This is a genomic window from Nonomuraea sp. CA-218870, assembly GCF_050936535.1.
Lineage (GTDB): Bacteria > Actinomycetota > Actinomycetes > Streptosporangiales > Streptosporangiaceae > Nonomuraea > Nonomuraea corallina.
Window position 1 is genome coordinate 5,446,050 of record NZ_JBNJMN010000001.1, and the last position, 26,244, is coordinate 5,472,293.

Here is a 26,244-nt window from a genome sequence, read left to right on the forward strand (position 1 = left end):
CTCCATCCTAGATTTGGCTTTTGTGGGCAAATGTCCCGTCTCCTGGGACAGTGTGATGCGGGCTTGGAGGCACGACCGTGGCGACCAGCGCCTCCCCCACCCGGACCCTTCCGTTCCTCGGCAGGCTCACCAAGCACCACCGGATCCCCGTCCACGCCCTGGAGGAGGCCTCCGAACGGGCGGGGGGCGAGCTCGTCCGGCTCAACATGGGTCCGTTCCGCCCGTACCTGGTGACCCACCCCGACCACGTCCAGCACGTGCTGGTCCAGAACCAGTCCAACTTCGTCCGCGAGGGCATGTTCTGGGAGCCCCTCGCGCCGCTGCTCGGCGAGGGCATCCTGTCGGACGGCGCGACGTGGGCCGAGAGCCGTCGGATCCTGCAGCCGCTCTTCACGGCCCGGTACGTCAACGCGCTGGCCGAGCAGATGGCCGTGATCATCGATGAGCTGATCGACGAGACGATCACCCCGGGCCGGCCGTTCGACATCTCCCGGGGCATCTCGGCCATCGTGCACCCGACGATCGTCCGGCTGTTCTTCGGCTCGAAGATCTCCTTGGCGGACATCGCCCGGCTGGTGCCGGCCTACGACGTCGCGGTCACCGCCAAGGCCATGCGGCTGGTGATGCCGTTCGTGCCGGAGGGCGTGCCGATGCCGGGTGACAGGGCGTTCCGGCGCGCGATCAAGGCCATCGACGCGGTCGTGTACCCCCGGATCCGGGAGGCCAGGGAGCGCGCGCGGCAGGGCCTGGACCAGGACAGCGTGGACGTCGTCGCACGCCTGGTCAAGGCGCGCGAGGACGTCCCGGGCGAGGAGGGCGAGCGCCGGATCAGGGACGACCTGGTGGCCATGCACGGCGCCTCCACCGAGACCTCCGCCACGGCGCTGACCTGGGTGTGGCCGGTCCTGGACGCCCACCCGGGGGTCGCCGCCAAGATGTACGAGGAGATCGACCGGGTGGTGGGCGCCGACCCGGTGAGCACCGAGCACCTGCCGCACCTGCCGTACCTGCGGATGTTCGTCAGCGAGCTGCTGCGCCTCTACCCGCCGGGCTGGATCCTGCCGCGCAAGGCCGTGGCGCCGGACGTGATCGGCGGGGTCGAGATCGAGGGTGGATCCACCGTGCTGCTCAGCCCGTACCTGACCCACCGGCTGCCGGAGTTCTGGGACACGCCGTCGGTGTTCGACCCGGAGAGGTTCGCGCCGGGACGGGAGTCGGGGCGGCACCGGTACGCCTACTGGCCGTTCGGCGCGGGCCCGCACGTCTGCCTGGGGCAGCACCTGTTCATGATGGAGGCGCCGCTGCTGATCGCCGGCATCCTCCGCAAGTACCGGCCGGTGGTGCACATCGACCGTCCGGTCACCCCGCGCCTGGCCTCCTCGCTGCGCCCGCCGCCCGGCCTGACCATGACCCTCGTCCCGGCAGGGCGCTCGTGAACGATGCCGGCGCGCTGTCCGCCGCCGGGCGGACGTGCGCGCTCGCGGTGAGCGCCGGGCGGGACCTGGAGCGGTGGGCGGCGGGGTACGAGGGCCTGTTCCCGCGGGAGTCGTTCGACTCCGGCCTCTACGGGTCGCTGGCGCTGGCCGGCGCGTTCGGCTCGCCGTGGGCGGAGCCGGCCGCGCTGCGCGGGGTCAACCGGGCGTCGCTGCTGGTGTTCGCGGTGGACCGGCTGTTCGACGAGGAGGCGGCCACCCACGACGCCGTGACGGCGCTGCGCGCGACCTGCGCGGCGGCCGGGGCCGGGCTCACGGCCGGGTCCGCCGTCCCGTCCCACGCGCTCGTCGCCCGCTGCCTGTCCGACCTGCGCGCCGCGCTGGCCGCCGCGCCCGCGTTCGCCGCGCTGGAGGCCGACTGGCGCGAACGGCTGGAGCTCATGCTCGGGGCGATGGCCCGCGAATGGGAGTGGAGCCGGGGGCGTGGCAGGCCCGGCCCGGAGGAGTACCTGGCCAACGCCGACAGCAGCGGCGCCCTGTTCATCGCCGTCTCCCACTGGATCCACACCGGCACGGTCACCGCCCCCGGCGACCTGGCGCGGCTGCGGGCCGCGGGCGAGACGACGCAGCGCTACCTGCGGCTGCTCAACGACCTGGCCACGCACCGCAGGGAATCGGCGTCCGGCGACGTCAACGCCCTCACCCTGGGACTGACGGCGGACGAGGTGCGGGCGCGCACGGCCGAGCTGTCGCGCGAGGCCGCCGCGCTGATAGAGCCGCTGCGCGACGACCTTCCCCGGGCCGCCGAGTACCTCTGGTGGCAGATCCACTACAGCGCGGGCTTCTACGGGCTGTCCGATTTCTGGGCTTCGAGGCAATCATGAACGACATCGCCCGGCGCGCCGCCGACCTCGTCACCGGCCTCATGACCATGCCGTGGGGCCAGGTGTCCCCTTCGGTGTACGAGACGGGACGGCTGGTCACGCTGGCCCCCTGGCTCGCCGGCCATCGGGAGCGGATCGCGTTCCTGCTGGCCGAGCAGAGAGAGGACGGCTCCTGGGGTCAGCCGGGCGGGTACCGGCTCGTACCGACGCTGAGCGCCACGGAGGCGCTGATGAGCGCGGCGTGGGACGGCGGCGACGAGGTGCTGCGGGCCGCGAAGGCGGGGCTGGAGGCGTTGCGGCGCATGCTCGCCGAGCGGCCCGAGCTGCCGGACACCCCGGCCATCGACCTGATCGTGCCCTCGCTGGTGGCGCTCATCGACGCGCACGGGATGGGCGAGCCGCTGGAGTGTCCGCCCGGGCTGGACGGCTCGCGGCTGGGGCTGCTCAGGCGTCTGCTGGAGTCGGGCGCCAACCCGCCGCAGAAGGTGCTGCACGTGCTGGAGGCCGTGCTCCCCCCGCGGACGGCGCCGGACGAGCGAGCGGACGAGCGGGTGGGCCAGCTTGTGGGCGCGGTGCGGCCCACGCCGATCGGCACGGTCGGCGCGTCGCCGGCGGCCACGGCCGCGTGGCTCGGCCGCTCCGCGCCGTCCGACCCGGCGGATCCGGCCCGGCATCACCTGGAGGCGGTGGCCAAGCGGTTCGGCGGGCCGGTGCCGGTCGGCCTGCCGATCACCGTCTTCGAGCGCGGCTGGGTGCTGAGCTGGCTGGCCAGGGCGGGCATCCCGGTCGAGGCGCCGCCGGAGATGATCGCCGATCTGCGGGCGGCGATCGCCCCGGAGGGCACGCCGGCCGGGGCCGGGCTGCCGGCCGACGCGGACACGACCAGCGTCGCCCTCTACGCGCTGGCCAGGCTGGGGGTGCCGTGCGACCCGGCCCCGCTGCTGCGGTTCGACGCGGGCACGCACTTCTGCACCTGGCAGGGCGAGGACGGCTTCTCGCCCAGCGTCAACGCCCACGTGCTGGACGCGTTCGGCCAGTACGTGCGCGCCAGGCCGGCCGCGGCCGGGCGGTACGGGCCGGTGATGGCCCGGGTGGCCGGGTGGCTGGCCGGGTGTCAGCGGCCCGACGGGAGCTGGGACGACCGGTGGCACGCCTCCCCTTACTACGCGACGCTGGCCTGCGCGCTGGCGCTGGGCGAGTTCGGCGGGCCCGCGCACGCCGGCGCGGTGCGGCGGGCCCGGGAGTGGGTCCTGGCAACCCAGCGCGACGACGGGTCGTGGGGGCGGTGGGCGGGCATGCCGGAGGAAACCGCCTACGCCGTGCAGACTCTGCTGCTGACAGGACCGGAGCCGGACGAGGCCGCGAAGCGGGCAGCAGGTCGCGGATACGACCATCTTCTCCAGGTGGTCGATTTACCGCATTTCCCGCCAATGTGGCATGACAAGGACCTTTACTCGCCGACAGCTATTGTGCGAGCCGCAGTGCTGGCCGCCCTGCATGTGGCGGAGATGCACGTGTAACACTAAATTAATCGGATAAATCGGACATAGGCTCTCAATCGTGCCGATTTGCGTTGAGGGAGTACTACCGCATTGCTAGGGTGACCCGGGTGTCAGATTCCCTGTTTGCCTATTCCGCTGCCTTGACAAGGCTTGCTTACGCTGCTTGTCCGCCTGGTGGGCTCGATGCGCTTCCGTAACGCGAGCGTCCGCTCCAAAGTCACGGCCCTGATCGTGTCGCTCACCCTGCTGTGGGCGTTCGCCGCCTGGGTGACGCTGCGTGAGGGCGTCAACCTGCTCGGAGCGGCCACCATCGACGCCCAGCTGGTCGAGCCGAGCGAGCCGCTCCTCGTCGAGCTGCAGCGGGAGCGCCGCCAGACCGTCACCCGGCTGGGCAGCGGGGCCAGGGGCGCCGACAAGGCCCTGCGGGACCAGCGGGCGCGCACCGACGCGGCGCGCGCCGAGTTCGCGGCCTCCCTCGACAGCACCGCCCTGTCCGTGGCGGCCGACGACGCGCTGATGGAGCGCGTCGGGACCGTGCGGGGCGAGCTCGCCGAGCTGGACACGGCCAGGAAGTCGATCGACGCCGGCCGGGCCGGCTCCATGCAGGCCGCCGCCGCCCTGTACAACGACATCATCGACTCCCTCTACCGCATGTACGACTCGGTGGCGGCGTTCGACGACAAGGAGATCGCCAAGCACGGGCGGACCCTGTCGGAGATCTCCCGCTCCCGCGAGTGGCTGGCGCGCGAGGACGCGCTCCTGGCCGGCGTCTTCGCCAGGGGCGACTTCATCGGGGGCGAGCACCCCGAGTTCGTGGCCACCGCGGGCGTCTTCCGCCAGACGCTGGCCGAGGCCATGTCCAAGCTCCCGGACGAGGACCTGAAGGCGTTCGACGCGTGGGCGGACAGCGCGTCCGCCACCCGGGTGCGGGCCATGGAGGAGCAGCTCATCCAGCACCGGGCGGGACCGCTGCCGGTGGACGCCGAGGAGTGGCGCAAGGCGGCCGAGGCGACCCTGGCCGACATGCAGCGGACCACGCTCGCGGCCGGCGACCGGCTGGCGGAGTCGATCGTCCCTGTCGCCGTGGGCGTCGTCGCCCGCCTCGCCCTGGCCGGCGGCCTCGGCCTGGTGGCCGTCATCGCCTCGATCGTGCTGTCGATCACCACGACCCGCCACCTGCTCGCCCAGCTCAGGAAGCTGCGCGACGCCGCCCACGAGCTGTCCGACGAGCGGCTGCCGAAGGTGGTGGAGCGGATCGGTCACGGCGAGGTGGTGGACGTCTCCAAGGAGGTGCCCGACCTCGACTTCGGCGACGACGAGATCGGCCAGGTGGGCCAGGCGTTCAACGCCGTGCAGCACACGGCGCTCAGCGTCGCCGCCGAGCAGGCCGAGCTGCGCCGCAGCATCCGCGACATCCTGCTCAGCCTGGCCCGCAGGACGCAGGGCCTGGTGCACCGGCAGCTCACCGTGCTGGACGTGATGGAGCGCCGCGAGACCGACCCGGAGGAGCTGAAGGAGCTGTTCCGGCTGGACCACCTGGCCATCCGCATGCGCCGCAACGCCGAGAACCTCATCGTGCTGTCCGGCTCCTCCCCCGCCCGCACGTGGCGGCGCTCGGTGCCGATGCTGGACGTGGTGCGCGGCGCGCTGGCCGAGGTGGAGGACTACACGCGGGTGACGATCATGCCGCTGGGCGACGTGGTGCTGGTCGGCCGCGCCGTCGGCGACGTCATCCACCTGCTGGCCGAGCTGATCGAGAACGCCGCCTCGTTCTCCCCGCCGTACACCTCGGTGCAGGTCAGCGGGCAGGTCGTGGCCAACGGGTACGTGATCGAGATCGAGGACCGCGGCCTCGGCATGAAGCCGGAGGACCTGGCCGCCGCCAACGCGCGCATCGCCGACCCGCCGGAGTTCCGCATCACCGGCACCGCCCGCCTGGGCCTGTACGTGGTCAGCCAGCTCGCCAGGCGGCACGACATCCAGGTCCGGCTCAAGGCCTCCCCGTACGGGGGGACGACGGTCGTGGTGCTGCTCCCGCAGGACCTCGTCGAGGTCGGCACCGACCCGCTGCCGCACCAGGGCGAGGCGCCGCCGGTGCTGCCGCGCAGGGCGGTCGCGGTGGCCGAGCGCGCGCCGGCGGCGCACAACGTGCGCCAGCTCAAGGTCGCCTCCGAGCCCTCGCGGCAGCAGCCCTTGCCCCGCCCCTTCCAGGACGAGCCCCTCCGGCCCCCCAAGCAGCCCCCGAGCCAGCCTTCGAACCAGCCCCCGAGCCAGCCCCCGACCCGGGCCCCGAACCATCAGCCGGCTCCGCGCGCCGTGCCGGCGCCGACCGGCGAGTCCGAGGAGACCGTGGAGCCGAAGCAGCCCGAATTCACCCCCGGCGGCCTGCCACTGCGAGTCCCGCAGGCCAACCTGGCCCCCGCCCTGCGCGAGGAAGGCCCGAGCACGCCGGACGACACCGAGGAGGACGATGACATCCGTTCGCCGGAGGAGATCCGCGCGATGATGGGATCCCTGCAGTCGGGCACCCGCCTGGGCAGGTCGGAAGCCGCCAAGATGATGGGCGAACAGCCGGGGGGTGACACATGACCCCCAGCGCGGGCACCGACCTCAACTGGCTGCTCGACGACCTCGTCGGGCGGATCGGCGACGTGGATCACGCCATCGTGCTGTCGTCCGACGGGCTGCTGATGGCCTCGTCCGCCGGGCTGGTGCGCACCGACGGCGAGCACCTGTCGGCGGTGGCCTCAGGGCTGCAGAGCCTGGCCAAGGGCGTCTCCGAGCACGTGAAGGGCGGCGCCGTCAAACAGACGGTGGTGGAGTGGAAGTCGCAGTTCCTCATCGTCACCACGGCCGGCGAGCGCGCCTGCCTGGCGGCGCTCTGCGGGCAGCAGGCCGACATCGGGCTCGTCGCCTACGAGATGGCCATGATGGTCGCCCGGGTCGGCCAGTACCTCACCTCGGGCGCGCGGGCAGAGGCGGGGAGCGAACGGTGAACACCACCGACGGCCCCACGGACGAACACTGGATCGATCCCGAGATCATCCGCCCGTACGTGGTGACGCGCGGCCGGACCGCGCCCACCCGGGGCAGGTTCGACCTCATCTCGATGGCGCTCGCGATCGGCCCGCCTCCCGGTCCCGAGGCGGGGCTGGACCCCGAGCACCTGTCGATCCTGCGGCTCTGCCGCGAGCCCAAATCCGTGGCGGAGATCGCCGCCCATCTGAACCTGCCCGCGGGCACCATCCGCGTGCTGCTCGGCGACCTGTTCGACAGGGAGCTCGTCTCGGCCCAGGAACCGCAATCCGAGGTGGACATGCGTGACGTGAAGATGTACAGGGCGGTGCTCGATGGCCTTCGATCGCTCTGAGCGGCCTCGCCTCCCGCGAGCCATCAAGATCCTCGTCGCCGGCGGCTTCGGCGCGGGCAAGACCACCCTGGTCGGCGCGGTGTCCGAGACCCGGCCGCTGCGCACCGAGGAGGTCCTCACCGACCGCAGCGTGGGTGTGGACGACCTGTCCAACGTCGAGGCCAAGCGGACCACGACCGTGGCGATGGACTTCGGGCGCATCACGCTCAACGACGAGTACGTGCTCTACCTGTTCGGCACGCCGGGACAGGAACGGTTCTGGTTCGTCTGGGACGAGCTGGCGGAGGGGGCGCTGGGCGCGGTCATCCTGGCCGACACCCGGCGGCTGGCCGACTGCTTCCCCTCGGTCGACTACTTCGAGCGGCGCGGCACGCCGTTCGTGGTCGCGGTCAACTGCTTCGAGGGGGCGCCCTCGTACGAGCTGGCCGAGGTGCGGCTGGCGCTGCAGCTCAACCCGGAGATCCCGATCGTCATGTGCGACGCGCGCAAGCGCGACTCCAGCCGCGAGGTGCTGATCACCCTGGTCAAGCACTCGGCCCGGCTGCGGGCCGAGCCGGTGGGCTGACGCGTACGGCGGGCCCGGTCGCTCCGGGCCCGCCGTGCGGGTTCAGCGCTCGACGGCCTTCAGTGCTTGGTGGCCTTCTCCGCGCCGACGCCGGTGAGCGAGCGGACCTCGATCTCGGCGTACTTGGCGGCGTTGTACTCCTTGCTCATGATCGTTCCGAGGTAGCCGCACAGGAAGCCGAACGGGATCGAGACGATGCCCGGGTTGCTGAGCGGGAACCACGAGAAGTCGATGTCCTTGAACAGGGACGTCGCGCTGCCGGAGACGACCGGCGAGAAGACGACCAGCAGCAGGGCGGACAGCAGACCACCGTAGATGGCGCTGACCGCGCCCGAGGTGTTGAACCTCCGCCAGAACAGGCTGTAGAGGATCGCCGGCAGGTTGCCCGAGGCGGCCACGGCGAAGGCCAGGGCCACCAGGAAGGCGACGTTCTGGCTCTGCGCGAGGATGCTCAGGCCGATCGCGATGGCTCCGATGACCAGGGCGGAGATCCGCGCCACCACGACCTCCTGCCGCTCGCTGGCCTGGCCGCGCCGGAAGACGTGCGCGTACAGGTCGTGCGCGAAGCTGGAGGAGGAGGCGAGTGTCAGGCCCGCCACCACCGCGAGGATCGTGGCGAAGGCGACGGCCCCGATGAAGGCCAGCAGGACCGTGCCGCCCACCGAGCCGAAGATCTCCTCACCGATCCGCAGGGCGAGCAGCGGCGCCGCCGTGTTGCCGCCCGGGTCCTGGGCGACGATCTCCTCCCGGCCGACGATGGCGCCGGCGCCGAAGCCGAGCACGAGCGTCAGCAGGTAGAAGGTGCCGATGATGCCGATGCCCCAGATCACGGACTTGCGGGCGTCCTTGGCGGTCGGGACGGTGTAGAACCGGATGAGGATGTGCGGCAGGCCGGCGGTGCCGAGCACCAGCGCGAGGCCGAGGCTGATCAGGTCGATCTTGCCGGCCAGGCCCTGCGCCTCGGTGCCGTACTTCAGGCCGGGGATGAGGTACTGGCCGGGGTTGCCCGCAGGGCCGCTGGTCGCGGCCGCCTGGCCGAGCAGCGCCGACAGGTTGAAGCCGAACTGGGCGAGCACCAGCACCGTCACCAGACCGGCGCCGGTCATGAGCAGCACGGCCTTGACGATCTGGACCCAGGTGGTGCCCTTCATGCCGCCGAAGACCACGTACACGATCATGAGGGCGCCGACGGCGATGATCGTCCAGATCTTGCCCGCGTCGGAGGTGACGCCGAGCAGCAGGCCGACCAGGGCGCCGGCGCCGACCATCTGGGCCAGCAGGTAGAAGATGCTCACCACGATGGTGGAGGTGCCGGCGGCGGTGCGGACCGGGCGCGGGCTCATCCGGAAGGCGAGCACGTCGGCCATGGTGAACTTGCCGGAGTTCCGCATCAGCTCGGCCACCAGCAGCAGCGCCACCAGCCACGCCACCAGGAAGCCGATCGAGTACAGGAAGCCGTCATAGCCGGACAGCGCGATGATGCCCGCGATGCCCAGGAAGGAGGCCGCGGACATGTAGTCGCCGCCGATGGCCAGGCCGTTCTGCACCCCGCTGAAGGACCGGCCGCCGGCGTAGTAGTCGGCGGCCGTCTTGGTCTGGCGGCTGGCCCAGACCGTGATGCCGAGGGTGGCCGCGACGAAGGCCAGGAAGAGGATCGTGGACAGGGTGGTCGAGCTCACTGGGTCTTCTCCTCCACCTCGTGCCGCAGCTTGTCGGCGATCGGGTCCAGCTTCTTGTCGGCGTGGCGGGAGTAGGCCCACGCGATCCAGAAGGTGGACACGAACTGGAGCAGACCCAGGACAAGCCCGACGTTGATGTCACCGATCAGCTTGATCCCCATGAAGTCGCGCGCCCAGCCGGACAGCACCACGTACAGGAGGTACCAGGCCAGGAACGCCACCGTCATCGGGAACGTCCACCGCCGGAAACGCCGCTTCAGCTCTTGGAACTCACTGCTCTGTTGCACCTCTTCATAGACGGACGCGTCATGTTCTCTAGTGGTCACGAGACCTCCACTGTGATGCGGATCACGCACACGGTAAGAGCGGTACGTACCCGCCGTGGAGTGCTCATGCGGCGCCCGTCGCCGAGCCGCCGACGAGCGGCGTTCAGCTGGAGAGCCGTTGCGGTGAATGGTCAATCCAGCGCGACGAACGGTAGATCGACCGCCGGGTCAGGCGACCCGGGCGAGCGCGCCGGCGAGGTCCTCGATCAGCGTCGCGGCCGGTTCGAGGCCGACCGACAGGCGCACCAGCCCCACCGGGACGCCCATGGTCGCCCGCACGCTCTCCTCGACGGACAGCGCGGGCGCGTTCACCAGGCTCTCGAAGCCGCCCCAGGACACGCCGACGCGGAAGTGGCGCAGCTCGTCCACGACGGCCGCGACCTCCTCGCGCGACTCGGTGTCCAGCTCGAAGCTGAACAGGCTGGAGAAGCCCGACATCTGGCGCGTCGCGATCCGGTGGCCGGGATGCGAGGGCAGCCCCGGGTGGTTGACCCGCCGGACCGCCGGGTGGCCCTCCAGGAACGCCGCCACCGCCAGGCCCCGCTCCTGGTGGGCGGCCATCCGCACCGGCAGCGTGCGCAGCCCCCTGATGACCTTGGCCGCGTCGTGCGGCGACATGGCGGCCCCGTAGAGCTGGTACTCGGTCAGGGCCAGCGGCCTGATCAGCCGCGAAGGGCCCGCGACGACCCCGCCCACCAGGTCGCTGTGGCCGCCCGTGTACTTCGACAGCGAGTGCACCACCAGGTCCACGCCCATGGTCAGCGGCTTCTGGAAGATCGGGGTGGACCAGGTGTTGTCCATCACGGTGACCAGGCCGCGCCCGGCGGCCCAGCGGGTGACGGCCGGGATGTCGAAGATCTCGTACCGCATGTACGAGGGCGACTCGAAGTACAGCAGGCGGGTGTCCGCCGTGACGGCCCGGTCACAGGCGTCCAGGTCGCCCGCGTGCGTGTGGGTCACGCCGAACTTCTCCAGGTAACGCAGGAACTGGGTGGTCGGCCCGTACACCGCGCCGAGCACCAGCACGTGATCGCCCGCCGACACCAGCGAGGAGATCGTCGCGGAGATCGCGCCCATGCCGGAGGCGAAGCACTTGGCCCGCTCGGCCCGCTCCAGCGCGGCCAGCTTGCGCTGGGCCAGGTCGACGGTGGGGTTGGTGCCGCGCCAGTAGACGTACCGCTCGTCCTCGTCCCTGATCGCCTCGCCCAGCTCGGCCATGCCGGCGAAGGTGAACAGGGAGTTCTCGAAGATCGGCGGGTTGACCGCGCCCAGCATCCACGGCTCGTCCTCGCCGAGGCGAGCGCAGATCCATGCATCGTCCATGAGGGGACACTATGACCACCCGTGCGACCGGCATCCTCCAGGTGCTTCGCGAACGTGGGCTTCGAGGACCTCGCGCCGGCCGACGTGTTCAGCCCCGGCGTCACCGTGGTCCGCTACGACGTCGTACGGCTCGCGGGTTCAGCGTGGCCTTGTACGGGACAGGGCGCGTGCCGGCCCCAGCAGAAACACCTCTTGGGTGAGATCCTGGCCTGGGGCGGGTTCTACGTGCTCGCCGTCGGTGTCGTTCATCGGCCGAGCACGCGTAGGACGTGCACGATTCGGTCGGCTGTCGCGGTCACGTCGTCCACGGGGCCGATCTCGGGACCCCAGACCCAGCGGTACCAGCCCGTCATGACCGCGACCGCCGGGCGGCTTCCTCCGCGCGGGCGGCAGCCTGGCCAGGAGGCTCTTATTGAGGACCCGGGCCTATCCCCCGCTAACTCGGCCCTTCGGTGTCGAAGGTGGTGGCGTACTCGGTGCCGGGGTCGACGAGCACGCCGTAGCCCTCAGGGATGAGGTCGAGCAGGTCCTTTCCGGTGGCTGAGAAGAAGCGCGGCTCCGTCTCGCCCTTTCCTGCCGCCGCGAACGCGGCCAGCGCCTCGGGAAGGGTGAACGCCGGTACCAGCCCGGCCCCCGGTGGTCCCACGGCGACGACGCCGGGGCTCTCGGTGGCCTGGCAGTAGAGGCGGGTGCGCAGGAAGGCTTCGTAGGTGGACCTGCTCACCCGGACCGGCTCCTCGCCCGCCAACGCGGCGACCGAGTTCTCCAGCCGCAGCAGGTAGGCGAGCCAGCCGGAGCCCGCGCCACCTCTGGAGGCGGAGTTCGGGCCGTCCGTGAGGTCGTCGATCTCCTCCAGGACGAAGCCGGTGACGTGCAGGAACGCCGCCAGGACGTCCTCGGGGGCGCGCCCGGGACGCGGACGCGCCAGCACGGCCACCTCGCGAAGGTCCCGCCGCCGGCGTTCCACCAGCGCCACCTCGTCCCCGGAGTTAAGAGTCAGAGGCAGCCAGAGGCCGCCGTCGTCGGATCGGTGGAAAATGGCATGGAGCCGGTCGCCGACCTGGTGCTCGTTCAGGTGCAGCCGGGCGATCTCCCGGCAATCGCCGAGATCCGGCCACGAGTCCCCCCGCATGACGAGGAACGGCAGCTCCGGCCAGGGTCGCAAGGATTCCATGCGCTCGAGCACGCGGCGCAGGAAATCGCGGACGTCATGCTCGCTACGCGGTACCGGTGGATCCGGCATCAGATCGAGGAGCGGCTCCTCACTGCTCAGCGCCTCCTGGAGCGCCTCGTACAGCTCTTCCCGCCCGAAGCCGCTGAACGGCTCCAGCACCAGCCCTCGGGCCCTCCACCCGACGAGGTCGTCGTCGAGGACCGGCTTGAACTGCACGGTATAGAGCAGGGACCAGACCACGCGACGCCAGCCCCAAGGCGGCGGGAGATCACCCACTGATATATCCCTCCTTGCTCACGCCCGTGAAGTCGACTCCGGCACTTCTCAGACGGTCGATAGCCTGCCGTAGAGCCTCGGGACCTGGACGGTAGTGGCCGCTATGTCGGGAAATCGTCTTCAGCACTCCATCTTTCACTTCAACGTCTCCCGCTGCCGCCACTTCGCCGCCGCGCAGGAAGCTGGAGTGATGGAATTCGCCCACGACGTGTTTGGCGTTCGCGTACAGGTTCCCATATCGGTCCATCACGAAGATGGCGCGTCCCTTTCCCGAGAAGTGGGCATGCGCTCGGGTGGTGTCGAACGGCCTCCCGTAGACGTCATAGAGCTTTCCGTCGTGGATCACCAGCCGTCTGCTCGCCAGCTCCTTCTCGCCGAGGTAGCGCACCCCGGTGCGCTCCTCCCCCGCGTACCTGTCCCGCATCGGGATCGTCTTCAGCGGCGGGCCGTCGGCGGCGGTCCTGGGCGGGGGGATCGGGGATCCGTCCGGGAGGCGGGGGCCGGCCCGCGTGGCCGCGCCGGCGAGCCTGCCCGCGCGGGTGGCCACCCCGCCGCCGCCGAGCAGGAACTCGGGGATGAGGCGGCCGAACCAGCGGGCCGGTTCCTCGGTCAGCGTCTCCCAGCCGACAGCGGATTTCGCGAACTCCAGCGGGTGCTCGGCCGCGAACTCCCCCGCGTCGTACGCCGCCCGTGCGCGTTCCACCGGGCCTGAGGGGTTGGTGACGAGACCGCCCAGCGAGTGCTCCCAGCCGAACCGGGCGGCGCCGATGACGGCTTCCGCGGCGCCCTGGGCCAGGGGTACGGCCACGCGCTCCGCGTACTGGTGGGCGAGGCCGCCCGCGCCGGGCACGAGGCCGGCCACCTGGTCGGCCCAGAAGGCGCCGGCGCGGGACAGCGTGTCGGTAACCGCGCCGGTCGCCGCGCCGGTCGCCGCGCCGGTCGCCGGGTCGGTGGCCGACTGCGGGGGCGGCTGCGGCTGGGGCGTGGTCTTGAGCAGGTCGGCGCGGCGGCGGCGCAGGTCGGGGCGCTGGTCGGCCAGCCAGACGCCGGCGCGGGCGATGTCCTGGCCGGGCGCGCCGTCGAGGCCCAGCCGGACCAGCGTGGCGGCCAGGACCTGACCGGCCCGCTGCCAGGACTCGCCGACCTGGGCCAGTTCGGCGTCGATGGCGTGCATGAGGTCGGGGTCACCGCCCACGAAGCCGCCGGGCGGTTCGCGCAGCGGCGCGGGCGGACGGCCCACGCGCGGCGCGGGCGTCCCGGCCGGGTCGCCGCGCGCCGTGGCCAGGCGTTCGACCTGGTGGAAGGCCCCGGTGAAGGCCCGGCCGACCTCGCCGCACCGGTCCGTCAGCCCGGCGTGCAACCGGGCGGCCCGCGGGCCGAGCAGCGCGCCGTCGCCGAAGAGCCGGAACGCCCGGCGGAGCGCGTCGCCGTGCTCCTCGGCCAGGCGGGCGATGAGGCGCAGCGCCTGGGCGGCTTCGTCCGGGGTGGGCATCGCGTATCCCCCGCGGGGTCGGTGGACACGCCGAGCGTAGGAAGGGGACGCGGTCGTTACCCAGCGCTATGCCCGTTTTCTATGGGGCCGGGTGGGGGGTGGGCCGGTAGACGAGCTCCTGGGTGCGGCCGTCGAGGGTCCGGCTCTCCAGCAGTTCGAGGTCGAAGTCGCCCGCGCCGTGGAGGATCGGCTGCGTCCCGGTCCTGCCGCTGATCACCGGGAAGATCGTCACCTGGATCCGGTCGACCAGGCCGGCGGCCATCAGCGCCCGGTTCAGCGACAGGCTGCCGTGCGAGCGCAACGGCACGTCGGACTCCTCCTTGAGCCGGGTGACGACGTCGACGGCGTCACCGCTGACGACGGTCGCGTCCGGCCAGTCGAGGGGGCCGCGGAGCGTGGACGACACCACCGTCGTCGGCATGTTCCTCATCCGGCCGACCCACGGGTCGCCGACCGCGTACTCCTCGTTGTCCGACGCGGCGAGCATCTCCACGAACTGCCGGAAGGTGGTGGCCCCGAAGACCATCCGCTGCTCCTGGCCGAACAGGGCGAGACGGTGGGCGAGCAGTTCGGGGCCCTGCTTGCCCCAGTAGCCGCCCCAGTCGCCGTCGCCGCCGTAGGAACCGTAGCCGTCGAGGGTGGTGAAGATGTCGAAGGTGTAGGTGGCGGTCATGTCGTTCTCCTCAGGTGGGATTCGTCGGTGGTCTCCTGTTCCAGACGCTTCCGTCGCGTCTCCAGGAAGGCCCGTTCGGTGTCGTTGGTGGTCAGGCTGATCGCCTCGTCGTAGGCGGCGACGGCCTCGGCGGTGCGGCCCAAGCGGGCCAGCAGGTCGGCGCGGGTGGCGGGCAGCAGGTGGTAGCCCGGCAGGTCCAGCTCGTCGACGGCGGCCAGCGCCGCCGCCGGTCCGTGCACCTCGGCGACGGCGACCGCGCGGTTCAGCGCCACAATCGGGGTCGGCGTGTGCCGCAGGAGCTGGTCGTACAGGGCGAGGACCTGCGCCCAGTCGGTCGCCGGCCCGTCGGTGTGCACGGCGTTGATCGCGGCCTGCAGCTGGTACGGCCCGGGCTGGTTCCGGCGCAGGCACCGGCGTACCAGCTCGTGGCCCTCGGCGATCAGCTCCCGGTTCCACGACGACCGGTCCTGCTCCGCGAGCGGCACCAGTTCGCCCGAAGGCCCGACCCGCGCGGGCCGCCGGGCCTCGATGAGCAGGAGCAGCGCCAGCAGCCCCAGCACCTCGGGCTCGTCGGGCACCAGCTCGGCGAGTTCCCTGGCCAGGCGGACCGCCTCCAGGCACAGGTCCGTGCGCAGCAGCTCTCCCGACGTGGACGCGTACCCCTCGTTGAAGATCAGGTACAGCACGGCGAGCACCGAGGTCAGCCGATCGGGCAGCTCGGCGGGGCCGGGCACCCGGAAGGGGATGCCGGCATCGCGGATCTTCTTCTTCGCGCGCACGATCCGCTGCGCGACGGTCGCCTCCGGCACCAGGTAGGCGCGGGCGATCTCGGCGGCCTCCAGCCCGCCGAGCAGGCGCAGCGTGAGCGCGGTCCTGGCGAGCGGCGACAGCGCCGGGTGACAGCAGGTGAAGATCATGCGCAGCTGGTCGTCGCGCACCGGCCCCACCGGCGGCGGCTCGGCGGGCTGGTGCAGCAGCAGCGCCTGGGCGTGACGGGCCTCGCGGGTGGACTCCCGGCGCAGGCGGTCGATCGCCCGGTTGCGCGCGGCGGTCACGATCCACCCGCCGGGATTGGGCGGCAGCGCCTCGCGCCACTTGTCGGCGGCCACCGCGAACGCGTCCTGAACGGCCTCCTCGGCGAGCCCGATGTCACCGAGCACCCGCGTCAGCGTGGCCACGCACCGGCCGTACTCCGCCCGGTAGACGCCGTCGAGATCCATGCGCGCTCATCCCCGCCGGGCGTCCTGGAAAGGACGCACCTCGATCGGGGAGCGGCAGGCCAGCGCGCACTTCTCGGCCCAGGCCAGCGCCTGGTCGAGGTCCTCGCACCGGATCACCCAGAACCCGCCGAGCTGCTCCTTCGTCTCGGCGAACGGGCCGTCGGTCATCGTGGTCGTGCCGACGCCCGGGCGCACGACCGTGCTGGCGTGCGAGGCCCACGAACACCCAGCATCCGGCGGCGCGCATCTCGTCGGTGACCGCGTCCGTCCGGTCCAGCTGCGCCCGCATCTCGTCGTCGGGCAGCGGTGGCGCGCTCTCGTCGAACTGGACGGCGAGCAGATATCTCTTCATGTCGAACTCCTCGGCGGGGCCTCAGATGATCGGCCTGTCACTCCGGCCTCTCACCCTGGCTACGAACGGGCTCGACGCCATTCGACACCGCCGCGGAGAGAAATTCGGCGAACTTCGGGGCGACCCTAGGAGGACCGGGGCCGCCAGTCGCCGCGGTCGAGGTCGAGGTTCTCCGGGGTGTGCAGGCGTACCATGATCGTGCCCACGCCCCGGGGCACGCGGTGCTGCGTGCCGAGCGACACCATCACCATGACCAGGAACGCGATCGGCACCGTCCACGCCGCGGGCTGGGCCAGCAGCGCGCCCAGCATGCCGTCGTACGGGCCACCGGTGATCGTGACGAGGACCGCCAGGCAGGCCAGCCCGCCGCCGGCGAACAGCCCCGCCAGCGCGCCGGTCGTGGAGAGTCTCCGCCACCAGATGCCGAGCACCAGCAGCGGGCAGAACGACGAGGCGGCCACCGCGAACGCCAGCCCGACCACGTCCGCCACCGGCAGCGCCCGCGCCCACAGGGCCAGCACCAGCGGCACCGCCACCGCCATCAAGGTGGCGATCCTGAACGAGCGGACCCCGCCCTTGAGCAGGTCCTGCGCGATCACCCCGGCCACGGAGACGGTCAGCCCCGAGGAGGTGGACAGGAACGCGGCGAACGCCCCGGCGGTGACCAGCGCCGTCAGCAGGTCGCCGAGCGTGCCGCCGATCATCAGGGAGGGCAGGGTCAGCACCACGGTGTCCGTGCGGACCAGGCCGGGGGCGTACAGACGGCCGAGCCAGCCGTACAGGGCGGGCAGCAGGTAGAAAGCGCCGAGCAGCGACAGCACGACGAGCGTGGTGCGGCGGGCGGCCCGCCCGTCGGGATTGGTGTAGAAGCGGACGAGCACGTGCGGCAGCCCCATCGTGCCCAGGAAGGTGGCCAGGATCAGCGAGTACGTCGAGTAGACCTCGTACTCCCTGGACCCGCCCAGCGGGGTGAGCCAGACCGCGGTGTCCTGCGGGGTCAGCGAGGGCGCCCCGTCGGCCTTCCAGGCGAGCAGCAGGAACACCACCGGCACGGCGAGCGCGGTCAGCTTCAGCCAGTACTGGAACGCCTGCACGAACGTGATGGAGCGCATGCCGCCCGACAGCACGTTGAGCACCACCACGCCCGCCACGAGCAGCCCGCCCGCCCACACCGGGGCCCCGGTGATGGTCCGCAGCACCAGTCCGGCGCTCTGGAACTGCGGCATCAGGTACAGCCAGCCGATGAGCACGACGAGCACGCTGGCGGTCCGGCGCACCACCATGGACTCCAGCCGGGCCTCGGCGAAGTCGGGCAGCGTGTACGCGCCGGACCGGCGCAGCGGCGCCGACACCAGCACCAGCAGCACCAGGTAGCCGCCGGTCCAGCCGACCGGCAGCCAGAGCATGTCGACCCCGTGCGACAGGATGAGCCCGGCGACGCCCAGGAACGAGGCGGCCGACAGGTACTCGCCGCCGATCGCCGAGGCGTTCCACAGCGGGCTGACGGTGCGGGAGGCGACGTAGAAGTCGGAGGTCGTGCGGGAGACTCGGATGCCGAACGCGCCGATGAGCACGGTCGCCACCACGACGATGACGACGGCGGCCAGACTCATGAACGGTCGACCAGGTCGGCGAAGTGGCGTTCGTTCCGTTCGGCCTGGCGCACGTAGAGCCAGGCCCCGAGGACGAAGCCCGGGTAGATCAGGCCCGCCAGCACCGCCCACGGCAGGGGCACGCCGAGCAGGTGCACCTCGGCCAGGTCGGGGATGAGCAGGAACAGCAGCGGCAGCCCGCAGACCACGCAGGCCAGCACGGTGCACACGAACATGGCCAGCCGGAACTGGGTCCGCAGCAGGGAGCGCATGTAGACCTCGCCCAGATGCGTCTGCTCGTCGATCTCCCGGGTCGCCGGGTAGCGGGGCCGGCGCGCGGCGGCGGTGCGCGGGCTGGTCACCGCGACCCGGCGGCCGGGACGGGGTTCAGGGCTCACTGAGGTCTCCTGGGGGGCAGTGGCTCACTAGGATCTCCCCATCCGCCGCCCGGCTCATTCGGGCCGGTTGCGCCTGGCGCGGCGGACGAGCAGGTCGCGCAGCTCCCGGGTGTGGCGGCGGCTGACGGGGATCTCGGTGTCACCGACCCGGACGGTACACCTGCCGGAGTCGATGTGCAGCTCCACGATGTGCTTGACCGCCACCAGGTGGCTGCGGTGCACGCGGACGAACCCGGCCGCGGCCCACCGCTCCTCCAGCGTGGCCAGCGGGATGCGCACCAGGTGGCTGCCGGTGGCGGTGTGCAGGCGGGCGTAGTCGCCGTGCGCCTCCACGTAGACGACGTCGGCGCTCGACACGAACCGGGTCACGCCGCCCAGCTCGACCGGGATCGTGTCGACCTCGCCGCCGTCCACGGGCACGTCGGCCGAGACCGCCACTCTGCGGATCGCCTCGGCCAGCCGTTCCGGGCGTACGGGTTTGAGCAGGTAGTCCTCGGCCTTGATCTCGAAGGCGTCGACGGCGTGCTCCTCGTACGCGGTCACGAACACCACCCGGGGCGGATTGGCGAACTGGGACAGCAGCCTGCCCAGCACCACCCCGTCGAGGCCGCGCATCCTGATGTCGAGGAAGACCGCGTCGATCGGCCGGCCTTCGGCGATGGCCCGGTCCAGCAGGCGCAGCGCGGCCGCGCCGTCCCGTGCGGTGGCCACCTCGCCGATCCGCGGGTCGGCGCGGAGCAGGTAGGAGAGATCTTCCAGAGCCGGAAGCTCGTCGTCCACCGCGAGGACCCGAAGTAGTGCCATGTACAGTGATAAAACAGACAACAAAGATCCAGGTCAACGGGCCGAGACGCCTGGGTGATACTTCGGCAACCTGACGTTGACCTTCGTGCCCGCACCACGGCCCGTCTCGACGACGAGTCCGTACTCGTCCCCGTACACCTGGCGCAGCCGCTCGTCCACGTTGGCCAGCCCGACGCCGCCCTCGGGAGCGATCTCACCTGCGAGGATGCGCCGCAGCTTGTCGGGGTCCATGCCCAGCCCGTCGTCCTCGACGCTGATCCGGCACTCTGCGCCGGCGTCCTCGGCCGTGATCGCGATGCGGCCCACGCCGTCCTTGCTCTCCAGGCCGTGCCTGACCGCGTTCTCCACGAGCGGCTGCAGGCACAGGAACGGCACCGCGACCGGCAGCACCTCCGGCGCGATGCGCAGCGTCACCTGGAGCTGGTCGCCGAAGCGGGCGCGCTCCAGGATCAGGTAGCGGTCGATGGAGCGCAGCTCCTCGGCGAGCGTGGTGAACTCGCCGTGCCGGCGGAAGGAGTAGCGGGTGAAGTCGGCGAACTCCAGCAGCAGCTCCCTGGCCCGCTCCGGGTCGGTGCGGACGAACGAGGCGATCGTGGTGAGCGAGTTGTAGATGAAGTGCGGTGAGATCTGCGCGCGCAGCGCCCGCACCTCGGCCTCCATCAGCAGCGTGCGCGAGCGGTCCAGCTCGGCCAGCTCCAGCTGCGAGTCCACCCAGCCGGCCACCTCCTGGGCCGCGCGGACCAGGCCGGCGGAGGCGTGCTGGCCGTAGGCGGCGAGCGTGCCGACCACCCGGTCGTCGGTGGTCAGCGGCACCACCACGGCCTGCCTGATCGGGCATTCGAGCAGGTCGCAGGAGATGCCGAGCACCTGTGTGCGGCCGTCCTTGAGCGTCGCCCTGGCGTGCTCGAACGCCTCGCCCGCGTGGTGCTCGCCGTCGCCGTCGTAGACCAGCAGCCGCTCGCCGTCGGTGATGGCCAGCGCCGGGGAGCCGAGCAGCCGGCGCAGGTGACGCGAGGCGCGCTCGGCGCCGTCGGCGGTCAACCCCGCGCGCAGCGGCGGCCCCGCGAGCGAGGCGGTGTGCAGCGTCTCGAACGTGGCGCGCTCGGCCGGGCTGGTGCCCAGCTCGCGCCGTCCGCGCAGGACCCGCCAGAGCACGACCGCGGGCACGGCGACGATCGCCGCCACCACCGCGATGCCCACCAGGAGCTCCACGGCTCAGCCCGCGGCGAGCGCGCCGGTGACGCGGCCGGCGTAGTCCCGCGCCTCCTCGGGGGAGGCGTACCGGGTGCGCGGCCAGAAGAAGCCGCGCAGGCCGTCCTTGGGGTTGCGCGGGACCACGTGCACGTGCAGATGGGGGACGCTCTGGCTGACGCGGTTGTTCATCGCCACGAAGGTGCCGCCCGCGCCGAGGCCCTGCTCGACCGCGCGGGCCATGGCGCGCACCCGGTCGAAGAACGGGCCGACGTCGGCGAGGTCGGTCAGCGTCTCGACGTGCGTCCTCGGCACCACCAGCACGTGGCCCTTGAAGACCGGGCGGGAGTCGAGGAACGAGACGGCCACCTCGTCCTCGTGCACCAGGGTGGCGGGCCGCTCCCCGGCGATGATCTCGCAGAACAGGTCGGTGCTCACCGGCGCACCCTACTCCACGTCACCGCCGGGGTCGCTCTCCCGGCCGGTCAGCCGGGCAGCGAATCGGGCTTCGGCGGGTCCCTCGGGTCCGCGTACGGCTCCCGCTCGACCGGTTCGCCCGCGGCCACCCGGCGCTCCCGGATCAGCTCGGCGTCCAGCTCGGCGCCGAACAGCAGCGCCATGTTCGACAGCCACAGCCAGACCAGGAAGACCACGACCGTCGCCAGCGTCCCGTACGTCTTGTTGTAGGAGCCGAAGTTCGCCACGTACACGGCGAAGCCGGTCGAGACGAGCAGCCACAGGACGACGGCCAGCAGCCCGCCGGGCGTGAGCCAGTGCACCCCGGGATGCCGCACGTTGGGCGCCGCCCAGTACAGCACCAGGATCAGGCCCACCGCGATCAGCGCCAGCACGGGCCACTTGGCCACGTTCCAGACGGTCACCGTGGTGTCGCCCAGGCCGAGCGCCTCCCCTACGACGCGGGAGAGGTCACCGGTCAGGGTGACCGCGACCGCCGCGGCGGCCATGAGCACCATCAGCATGACCGTGAGCCCGACCCGCAGCGGGGTGAGCTTGTAGAACGGGCGGCCCTCGTCGATGTCGTAGATCTGGTTGCACGCCCGGATGAAGGCCGCGATGTATCCGGACGACGACCACAGCGCGACCACCAGGCCGACGACCGCGGCCAGGCCCGGCCTGTTGGCCTCCTCGACTCCCTGCAGGCCCTGGGTCAGCAGGTCGCGCACCTCGGCGGGGGCCAGCGTGACCACGCTCCCCAAGAGCGTGCTCGCGTGCTGCTGGCCGAAGAAGCCGAGCAGCGACACGAGCACGATCAACGCCGGGAAGATGGACAGCACCGCGTAGTAGGTGAGCGAGGCGGCCAGGTCCTGGACGCGGTCGTTCTTGAACTCCACGGCGGTGCGCTTGACCACCCGCCACCAGGACCTGCCGGTCAGATCGGTGGGGTTCCGGGGGATTTTCACGTCAGGCCCGGCGGCGCCACTTCGTCACCCAGGAGGACTCCTGGCGGCGCCTCCTGGACCGGCGCACGAGCACGGCGACGACGGCGCCGGCCGCCGCGACGAACAGCATCGGCCGCACCGCGCCCTGCCGGGGCGCGGCCTCGTAGACCCTGGCCCTGAGCTCGGTGGCCGTGCCGGACACCTCGGCGGCCTTGGCCTTCGCCGTGCCGGACACCTCGGTCGCCTTCGCCTTCGCCGTTTCCGTCACCTCGGCCGCCTTGGCCTTGGCGGTGCCGGTCATCTCGCTCGCCCTCGATCTCGCCGTGCCCGTCATCTCGCTCGCCTTCGACTTGGCCGTGTCCGTCATCTCGACCGCCCTGGCCTTGGCCGTGGCGGCCATGGCGCCCGCCCGTTCCCTGGCCGCCTCGGCCGCCTCCGCCGCGCGGCTCTTGACGTCCGCCTTGTGGGCCAGCGCGCTCACGGTGTCACCCAGTTCCCGCCGGGTCTCCTCGATGCTCGCCCGGACCCGTTCCTCCTCGTCGTCGCCCGAGCCCGGCTCGCGCCCGTGCCGGGAACGGCCCGTACCGGACCCGGCGGTGGCGCCCGAGGACCCGCCGCGCAGCGACTCCTCCTCCACGGCCCGTGACCGGACCGCGTCCGTGCGGTCGTCGGGCTCCGGCGCCTCGGGGATGAACGTCTCGTGCGCCTCCCGGCGGGCCTCCGCCTCGTGCGCGTTCTCCGCCGCGCCCGGACGGGTGGGCGGCACGTTGATGGACTCGGGGTCCGTCGGGGTGCCCACCGTCGCCCTGCGGGACCCCACTTCGCCCGCGTGCTGGTCGTCGGAATATCCGGGGTTCGTCTCACTCATCGGTGCGCTCCCTCCTTGACCGCGTCGATGTCGGCCTTCACGCTCGCGATCGTCTGCTCGGGGACGGGCGGTGTCGCCTTCTGGACCTGCTTCTTGCCGGCCAGGCCCAGCACCGCCGCCGTGACGAGGAGCACCACGGCCACGATCGCGGCCGCCAGCCACGCCGGCATGACCAGCGCGAGAAGCAGCACGATGGCGGTCACGAGCACGGCTGCGCCGAAGAGCCCGACGATGCCCGCCACGCCGACCACGCCGGCGCCCATGCCGGCGCGTCTGCCCTTCCGCGTGATCTCCAGCTTGGCCAGTCGCAACTCGTCCCTGACGAGCCGGGAAACCTGCTCGGACAGGTCACTCACTAGTTTCTGGGTGTCGTTCACGGCGTCGCCTCCTCCGTCGAGGAGTGCGCCTACCCACCTGTATCGGCTTCTATCACGCGTACGCGGGCCGGTGATCAGCCACGATTCCCCGCGTCATCCGCGCAGACCCAGGCAGCGCGACCGCTCCGCGGCCGCGCTGCGGCGAGGGCTCTCAGCGCTTGGCGCCGCGCAGCAGCAGGTCGACGACCTTCACGATTGGCGACTTGGGCGTCTCACACCAGGCGTCGGGGCGCTTCGGCTTGCTCCACGGAGAGGGAAGCTCGCACGAAGGAGCCTGCGGCTTCGGTCGCTCGCACCACGATCCGGGAGGATTCATACCTTCAGTCTACAACCGGGCCTCCGGCTTGCCGGGGGCTCCGTCGACCGTCACCTGCCCGCTGGAGGGCGGGTAGCCTGCCGGGGTGCTGGTCGTACACGGGGTGTGGGCGGGGGACGGGGTCGCTTTCTGGGGGGAGCGGCCCGTGCGCGAGGCGGGCCGTCCCGGCGCGCACCCGTACGCCGCGCCCGTCCCCGCGCTGCTGGAGACGCTCGGGATCACCGAGGCGGCCGAGCGGGAGCTGACGCTGCTGCTGCCCGGCTCGGCGAAGGAGCCGGCGCCCTCCCCCGAGACCGGGCGGCCGGTGACCGCGTCGCGGCCCGGGCTGCGGGCCTGGCGGGTGCCCGCCGTCGTGCCGCCCGTCCCCGAGGCGCTGCGGGCGGTGAGCGGTTACGACGGCAGCGCCACCGTCCGTCACTGGGCCGCCGTCGCCGCCTTCGCCCGCGATCTCGTACGGCACGGCCGGGTCATTCCCCGGCTCGCCGGGCCCGGCGAGGGTTCCCGTGCCTGCCGGGCGGTGTGGGAGCCGGTGGTCACCCGGGGCGACGCCGCGTACTTCAGTGAACTGGCCCTGGCCATGCCGCCCGCGTGCCGTACCTCCGCGGTGGAGCGGCCGTCCGGGGAGGTGCTGTGGGAGGCGCTCGGGGCGTTCACGGACGCCCTGGCCCGCGCGGCGCTGAGGGAGCCGGCCGGCGGGCCGGCCGTGACGGCGCGTGAGCGGTGGATGGCCGCGCTGACCGGCCCCGACAGCTCGTGCCCGGACGTGCCGGGGCTGCGGGAGGAGCTGGAACGCTGGCGCGAGGCGGTGGTGACCGCGGAAGGCGCCGCCCGGGTGTGCTTCCGTCTCCTCGAACCGGAAGCACAGGCGGAGTCCGACGGGGCGCGGGTGGAGGGTCACGCGGAGGCCCGGGATCCTTCCGGGCGCGGGTGGCGGGTGGAGCTGGCGTTGCAGGGGGTGGAGGACCCGAGCCTGTACGTGCCGGCCGCCCGGGTGTGGGCCGGGGAGCCCGTGGCCGGAGTGCCGGGCCCGGCCGAACGGGAGCTGCTGGCCGGGCTCGGCCGGGCGGTGCGGCTCTATCCAGAACTGGAGCGGGCACTGCGCGTGGCCGAGCCGTGCGAGCTGGTGCTGGACACGGCGGGCGCGTTCGGCTTCCTCAAGCAGGCGGCGCCGCTGCTGCAGGCCGCCGGGTTCGGGGTGCTGCTCCCCCGCTGGGCCGGGCGGAACCGGCTGGGGCTGAAGGTGACGAGCCGGAGCAGAGGGCCGGGCGCGGCCGCCGGGCAGGGGCTCGGGCTGCGTGACCTGGTCGACTTCCGGGTCGACCTCGCCGTGGCCGGGGAGACGATCGGCGAGGAGGAACTGGCCGAGCTGGCCCGGCTGAAGGTACCGCTGGTGCGGGTGCGCGGCCGGTGGGTGGAGCTGGACGAGCGGCAGCTGGCCGCCGCGCTGAAGGTGGTCGGCGGCGAGCGGGGCGGCTCCGCGCCGGCCGGTGAGCTGCTGCGCCGGGTCATCCGCGGGGACGGCGAGCTGCCGCTGCTGGAGGTGGACGCCGACGGGGTGCTCGGCGACCTGCTGTCGGGCGAGACGGAGCGCCGGCTGCGGCCGCTGGCGACGCCGGCGGGCCTGGACGCCGTGCTCCGGCCCTACCAGAAGCGGGGCCTGGCCTGGCTGAGCTTCCTGTCGGGGCTGGGGCTGGGCGGAGTCCTCGCGGACGACATGGGGCTGGGCAAGACGATCACGACGCTGGCGCTGCTGGTGCACGAGGGCGAGGGGCCGACGCTGCTGGTGTGCCCGATGTCGCTGCTGGGCAACTGGCAGCGGGAGGCGGCCCGGTTCGCGCCCGGCCTGCGCGTGCTCACCCATCACGGGCCGGGCCGCGACCCGGCGCTGATCGCCGGCGCCGATCTGGTGCTGACCACGTACGGCACCGCGCAGCGCGACCTGGAGACGCTGCGGGAGATCACCTGGCGGCGGGTGGTGTGCGACGAGGCGCAGGCGATCAAGAACAGTGGCACGCTCCAGGCCAGGGCGGTCCGGGCGATCCCGGCCGCGCACCGGCTGGCTCTGACCGGCACCCCGGTGGAGAACCATCTGGCCGAGCTCTGGTCGATCATGGAGTTCGTCAACCCCGAGCTGCTGGGGACGCGGGCCGGGTTCAGGGAGCGGTTCCAGGAGCCGATCGAGGCGCGGCAGGACGAGCAGGCGGCGGACGCCCTGCGGCGGGCCACGGGACCGTTCGTGCTGCGCCGGGTCAAGACGGACAAGTCGGTGATCACGGACCTGCCGGAGAAGCTGGAGATCAAGGAGTGGTGCCCGCTCACCACCGAGCAGGCGTCGCTCTACCAGGCCGTCGTGGACGACATGCTGGGCAGGATCGACGGCAGCGAGGGCATCGAGCGGCGCGGGCTGGTGCTGGCCACCATGGCCAAGCTCAAGCAGGTCTGCAACCATCCCGCCCACCTGCTCAAGGACGGCTCCCGGCTGAACGGCCGGTCGGGCAAGCTGCAGCGGCTGGAGCAGCTCGCCGAGGAGATCCTGGCCGAGGGCGAGAAGGCGCTGCTGTTCACCCAGTACGCCGAGTTCGGCGCGATGCTCCAGCCCTACCTGGCCAGGCGGCTGGACCGGCCGGTGCTCTGGCTGCACGGCGGGCTGCCGAAGAAGGCCCGCGACCGGCTGGTGGACCGCTTCCAGGGCGACGGCGAGCCGATGCTGTTCCTGCTGTCGCTGAAGGCCGCGGGCGTCGGGCTCAACCTGACCGCGGCCAGCCACGTCGTCCACGTCGACCGCTGGTGGAACCCGGCCGTCGAGGACCAGGCCACCGACCGGGCCTTCCGCATCGGCCAGCGCAAGAACGTGCAGGTGCGCAAGCTGATCTGCGCAGGGACGCTGGAGGAGCGCGTGGACGAGCTGATCGAGCGCAAGAAGGCGCTGGCCGAGCGGGTGGTGGGCACCGGCGAGGACTGGCTGACGGACCTGTCCACGCGGGAGCTGCGCGAGGTGTTCCGGCTGACGTCGCAGGCGGTGGCCTGAG

At 72.3% G+C, this 26,244-nt stretch carries 25 protein-coding genes; 8 read left to right on the forward strand and 17 right to left on the reverse strand.

The window, feature by feature from the left end; translation table 11 throughout:
* Positions 1 to 77: 77 nt before the first annotated feature.
* The 7 genes from ACQEUU_RS26150 (at position 78) to ACQEUU_RS26180 (ending at position 7,754) form a co-directional block, all read left to right on the forward strand.
* Positions 78 to 1,436 carry a cytochrome P450 gene (locus tag ACQEUU_RS26150; RefSeq protein ID WP_433070640.1) on the forward strand — a complete coding sequence of 453 codons (1,359 nt, stop codon included), beginning with the start codon at positions 78 to 80 and terminating at the stop codon, positions 1,434 to 1,436.
* The gene (locus ACQEUU_RS26155; RefSeq protein WP_433070643.1) at positions 1,433 to 2,317 is read left to right on the forward strand and encodes a terpene synthase family protein; all 885 of its coding nucleotides are present in this window, start codon (positions 1,433 to 1,435) and stop codon (positions 2,315 to 2,317) included. Before ACQEUU_RS26150 ends, ACQEUU_RS26155 begins: the two co-directional genes overlap by 4 nt.
* The gene (locus tag ACQEUU_RS26160; protein ID WP_433070646.1) at positions 2,314 to 3,837 is read left to right on the forward strand and encodes a prenyltransferase/squalene oxidase repeat-containing protein; all 1,524 of its coding nucleotides are present in this window, start codon (positions 2,314 to 2,316) and stop codon (positions 3,835 to 3,837) included. The genes ACQEUU_RS26155 and ACQEUU_RS26160 overlap by 4 nt, the downstream gene beginning before the upstream one ends.
* A gap of 165 nt (positions 3,838 to 4,002) precedes the next feature.
* Positions 4,003 to 6,408: a sensor histidine kinase gene (locus ACQEUU_RS26165; protein ID WP_433070648.1), complete on the forward strand. Its 2,406-nt coding sequence runs from the start codon at positions 4,003 to 4,005 to the stop codon at positions 6,406 to 6,408.
* Positions 6,405 to 6,815 (forward strand): roadblock/LC7 domain-containing protein, encoded by a 411-nt coding sequence (locus tag ACQEUU_RS26170; protein ID WP_433070651.1) that lies wholly within the window; start codon positions 6,405 to 6,407, stop codon positions 6,813 to 6,815. Before ACQEUU_RS26165 ends, ACQEUU_RS26170 begins: the two co-directional genes overlap by 4 nt.
* Positions 6,812 to 7,189 carry a DUF742 domain-containing protein gene (locus ACQEUU_RS26175; protein WP_433070654.1) on the forward strand — a complete coding sequence of 126 codons (378 nt, stop codon included), beginning with the start codon at positions 6,812 to 6,814 and terminating at the stop codon, positions 7,187 to 7,189. Before ACQEUU_RS26170 ends, ACQEUU_RS26175 begins: the two co-directional genes overlap by 4 nt.
* Complete coding sequence (locus ACQEUU_RS26180; RefSeq protein WP_270153919.1) at positions 7,170 to 7,754, forward strand: GTP-binding protein; 585 nt, start codon at positions 7,170 to 7,172, stop codon at positions 7,752 to 7,754. Before ACQEUU_RS26175 ends, ACQEUU_RS26180 begins: the two co-directional genes overlap by 20 nt.
* A 59-nt stretch (positions 7,755 to 7,813) precedes the next feature.
* Here ACQEUU_RS26180 and ACQEUU_RS26185 read toward each other — a convergent pair whose 3' ends face one another.
* The 17 genes from ACQEUU_RS26185 to ACQEUU_RS26265 form a co-directional block, all read right to left on the reverse strand.
* A complete protein-coding gene (locus ACQEUU_RS26185) occupies positions 7,814 to 9,433 on the reverse strand; it encodes a solute symporter family protein (protein WP_433070657.1) in 1,620 nt (539 codons plus the stop codon).
* Complete coding sequence (locus ACQEUU_RS26190; RefSeq protein WP_433070660.1) at positions 9,430 to 9,759, reverse strand: DUF485 domain-containing protein; 330 nt, start codon at positions 9,757 to 9,759, stop codon at positions 9,430 to 9,432. The genes ACQEUU_RS26185 and ACQEUU_RS26190 overlap by 4 nt, the downstream gene beginning before the upstream one ends.
* A gap of 168 nt (positions 9,760 to 9,927) precedes the next feature.
* Positions 9,928 to 11,082, reverse strand: coding sequence for a trans-sulfuration enzyme family protein (locus tag ACQEUU_RS26195; protein ID WP_433070662.1), 1,155 nt, complete (start codon positions 11,080 to 11,082; stop codon positions 9,928 to 9,930).
* A 436-nt stretch (positions 11,083 to 11,518) separates the two neighbouring features.
* Entirely contained in the window at positions 11,519 to 12,532 is a 1,014-nt protein-coding gene (locus ACQEUU_RS26200) for an SseB family protein (protein WP_433070665.1), read from the reverse strand.
* Positions 12,525 to 14,024 (reverse strand): hypothetical protein, encoded by a 1,500-nt coding sequence (locus tag ACQEUU_RS26205; RefSeq protein ID WP_433070668.1) that lies wholly within the window; start codon positions 14,022 to 14,024, stop codon positions 12,525 to 12,527. The genes ACQEUU_RS26200 and ACQEUU_RS26205 overlap by 8 nt, the downstream gene beginning before the upstream one ends.
* Before the next feature lie 79 nt (positions 14,025 to 14,103).
* Positions 14,104 to 14,697 (reverse strand): dihydrofolate reductase family protein, encoded by a 594-nt coding sequence (locus ACQEUU_RS26210; RefSeq protein WP_433070669.1) that lies wholly within the window; start codon positions 14,695 to 14,697, stop codon positions 14,104 to 14,106.
* Positions 14,694 to 15,917: an RNA polymerase sigma factor gene (locus tag ACQEUU_RS26215; protein WP_433070671.1), complete on the reverse strand. Its 1,224-nt coding sequence runs from the start codon at positions 15,915 to 15,917 to the stop codon at positions 14,694 to 14,696. The genes ACQEUU_RS26210 and ACQEUU_RS26215 overlap by 4 nt, the downstream gene beginning before the upstream one ends.
* A gap of 6 nt (positions 15,918 to 15,923) precedes the next feature.
* Entirely contained in the window at positions 15,924 to 16,112 is a 189-nt protein-coding gene (locus ACQEUU_RS26220) for a YciI family protein (RefSeq protein ID WP_433070673.1), read from the reverse strand.
* Positions 16,113 to 16,394: 282 nt separating this feature from the next.
* Positions 16,395 to 17,882 carry a cation acetate symporter gene (locus ACQEUU_RS26225; RefSeq protein WP_433070676.1) on the reverse strand — a complete coding sequence of 496 codons (1,488 nt, stop codon included), beginning with the start codon at positions 17,880 to 17,882 and terminating at the stop codon, positions 16,395 to 16,397.
* Positions 17,879 to 18,259, reverse strand: coding sequence for a hypothetical protein (locus tag ACQEUU_RS26230; RefSeq protein WP_433070679.1), 381 nt, complete (start codon positions 18,257 to 18,259; stop codon positions 17,879 to 17,881). The genes ACQEUU_RS26225 and ACQEUU_RS26230 overlap by 4 nt, the downstream gene beginning before the upstream one ends.
* A gap of 54 nt (positions 18,260 to 18,313) precedes the next feature.
* Complete coding sequence (locus ACQEUU_RS26235) at positions 18,314 to 19,063, reverse strand: LytR/AlgR family response regulator transcription factor (protein WP_433070682.1); 750 nt, start codon at positions 19,061 to 19,063, stop codon at positions 18,314 to 18,316.
* Positions 19,064 to 19,096: 33 nt separating this feature from the next.
* Positions 19,097 to 20,257 carry a sensor histidine kinase gene (locus ACQEUU_RS26240; protein ID WP_433071988.1) on the reverse strand — a complete coding sequence of 387 codons (1,161 nt, stop codon included), beginning with the start codon at positions 20,255 to 20,257 and terminating at the stop codon, positions 19,097 to 19,099.
* Positions 20,258 to 20,278: 21 nt separating this feature from the next.
* The gene (locus ACQEUU_RS26245; protein ID WP_433070684.1) at positions 20,279 to 20,692 is read right to left on the reverse strand and encodes an HIT family protein; all 414 of its coding nucleotides are present in this window, start codon (positions 20,690 to 20,692) and stop codon (positions 20,279 to 20,281) included.
* Positions 20,693 to 20,739: 47 nt separating this feature from the next.
* On the reverse strand, positions 20,740 to 21,675 hold the full coding sequence (locus tag ACQEUU_RS26250; RefSeq protein WP_433070687.1) for a YihY/virulence factor BrkB family protein: 936 nt from the start codon (positions 21,673 to 21,675) through the stop codon (positions 20,740 to 20,742).
* Between the two features lies 1 nt (position 21,676).
* On the reverse strand, positions 21,677 to 22,522 hold the full coding sequence (locus tag ACQEUU_RS26255) for a DUF3618 domain-containing protein (protein ID WP_433070689.1): 846 nt from the start codon (positions 22,520 to 22,522) through the stop codon (positions 21,677 to 21,679).
* A complete protein-coding gene (locus ACQEUU_RS26260) occupies positions 22,519 to 22,899 on the reverse strand; it encodes a phage holin family protein (RefSeq protein WP_433070692.1) in 381 nt (126 codons plus the stop codon). The genes ACQEUU_RS26255 and ACQEUU_RS26260 overlap by 4 nt, the downstream gene beginning before the upstream one ends.
* A gap of 151 nt (positions 22,900 to 23,050) precedes the next feature.
* Positions 23,051 to 23,215 (reverse strand): hypothetical protein, encoded by a 165-nt coding sequence (locus ACQEUU_RS26265; RefSeq protein ID WP_433070694.1) that lies wholly within the window; start codon positions 23,213 to 23,215, stop codon positions 23,051 to 23,053.
* A gap of 85 nt (positions 23,216 to 23,300) precedes the next feature.
* Here ACQEUU_RS26265 and ACQEUU_RS26270 point away from each other — a divergent pair, with 85 nt between their 5' ends.
* Positions 23,301 to 26,243, forward strand: coding sequence for an SNF2-related protein (locus tag ACQEUU_RS26270; RefSeq protein ID WP_433070697.1), 2,943 nt, complete (start codon positions 23,301 to 23,303; stop codon positions 26,241 to 26,243).
* Position 26,244 lies beyond the last annotated feature (1 nt).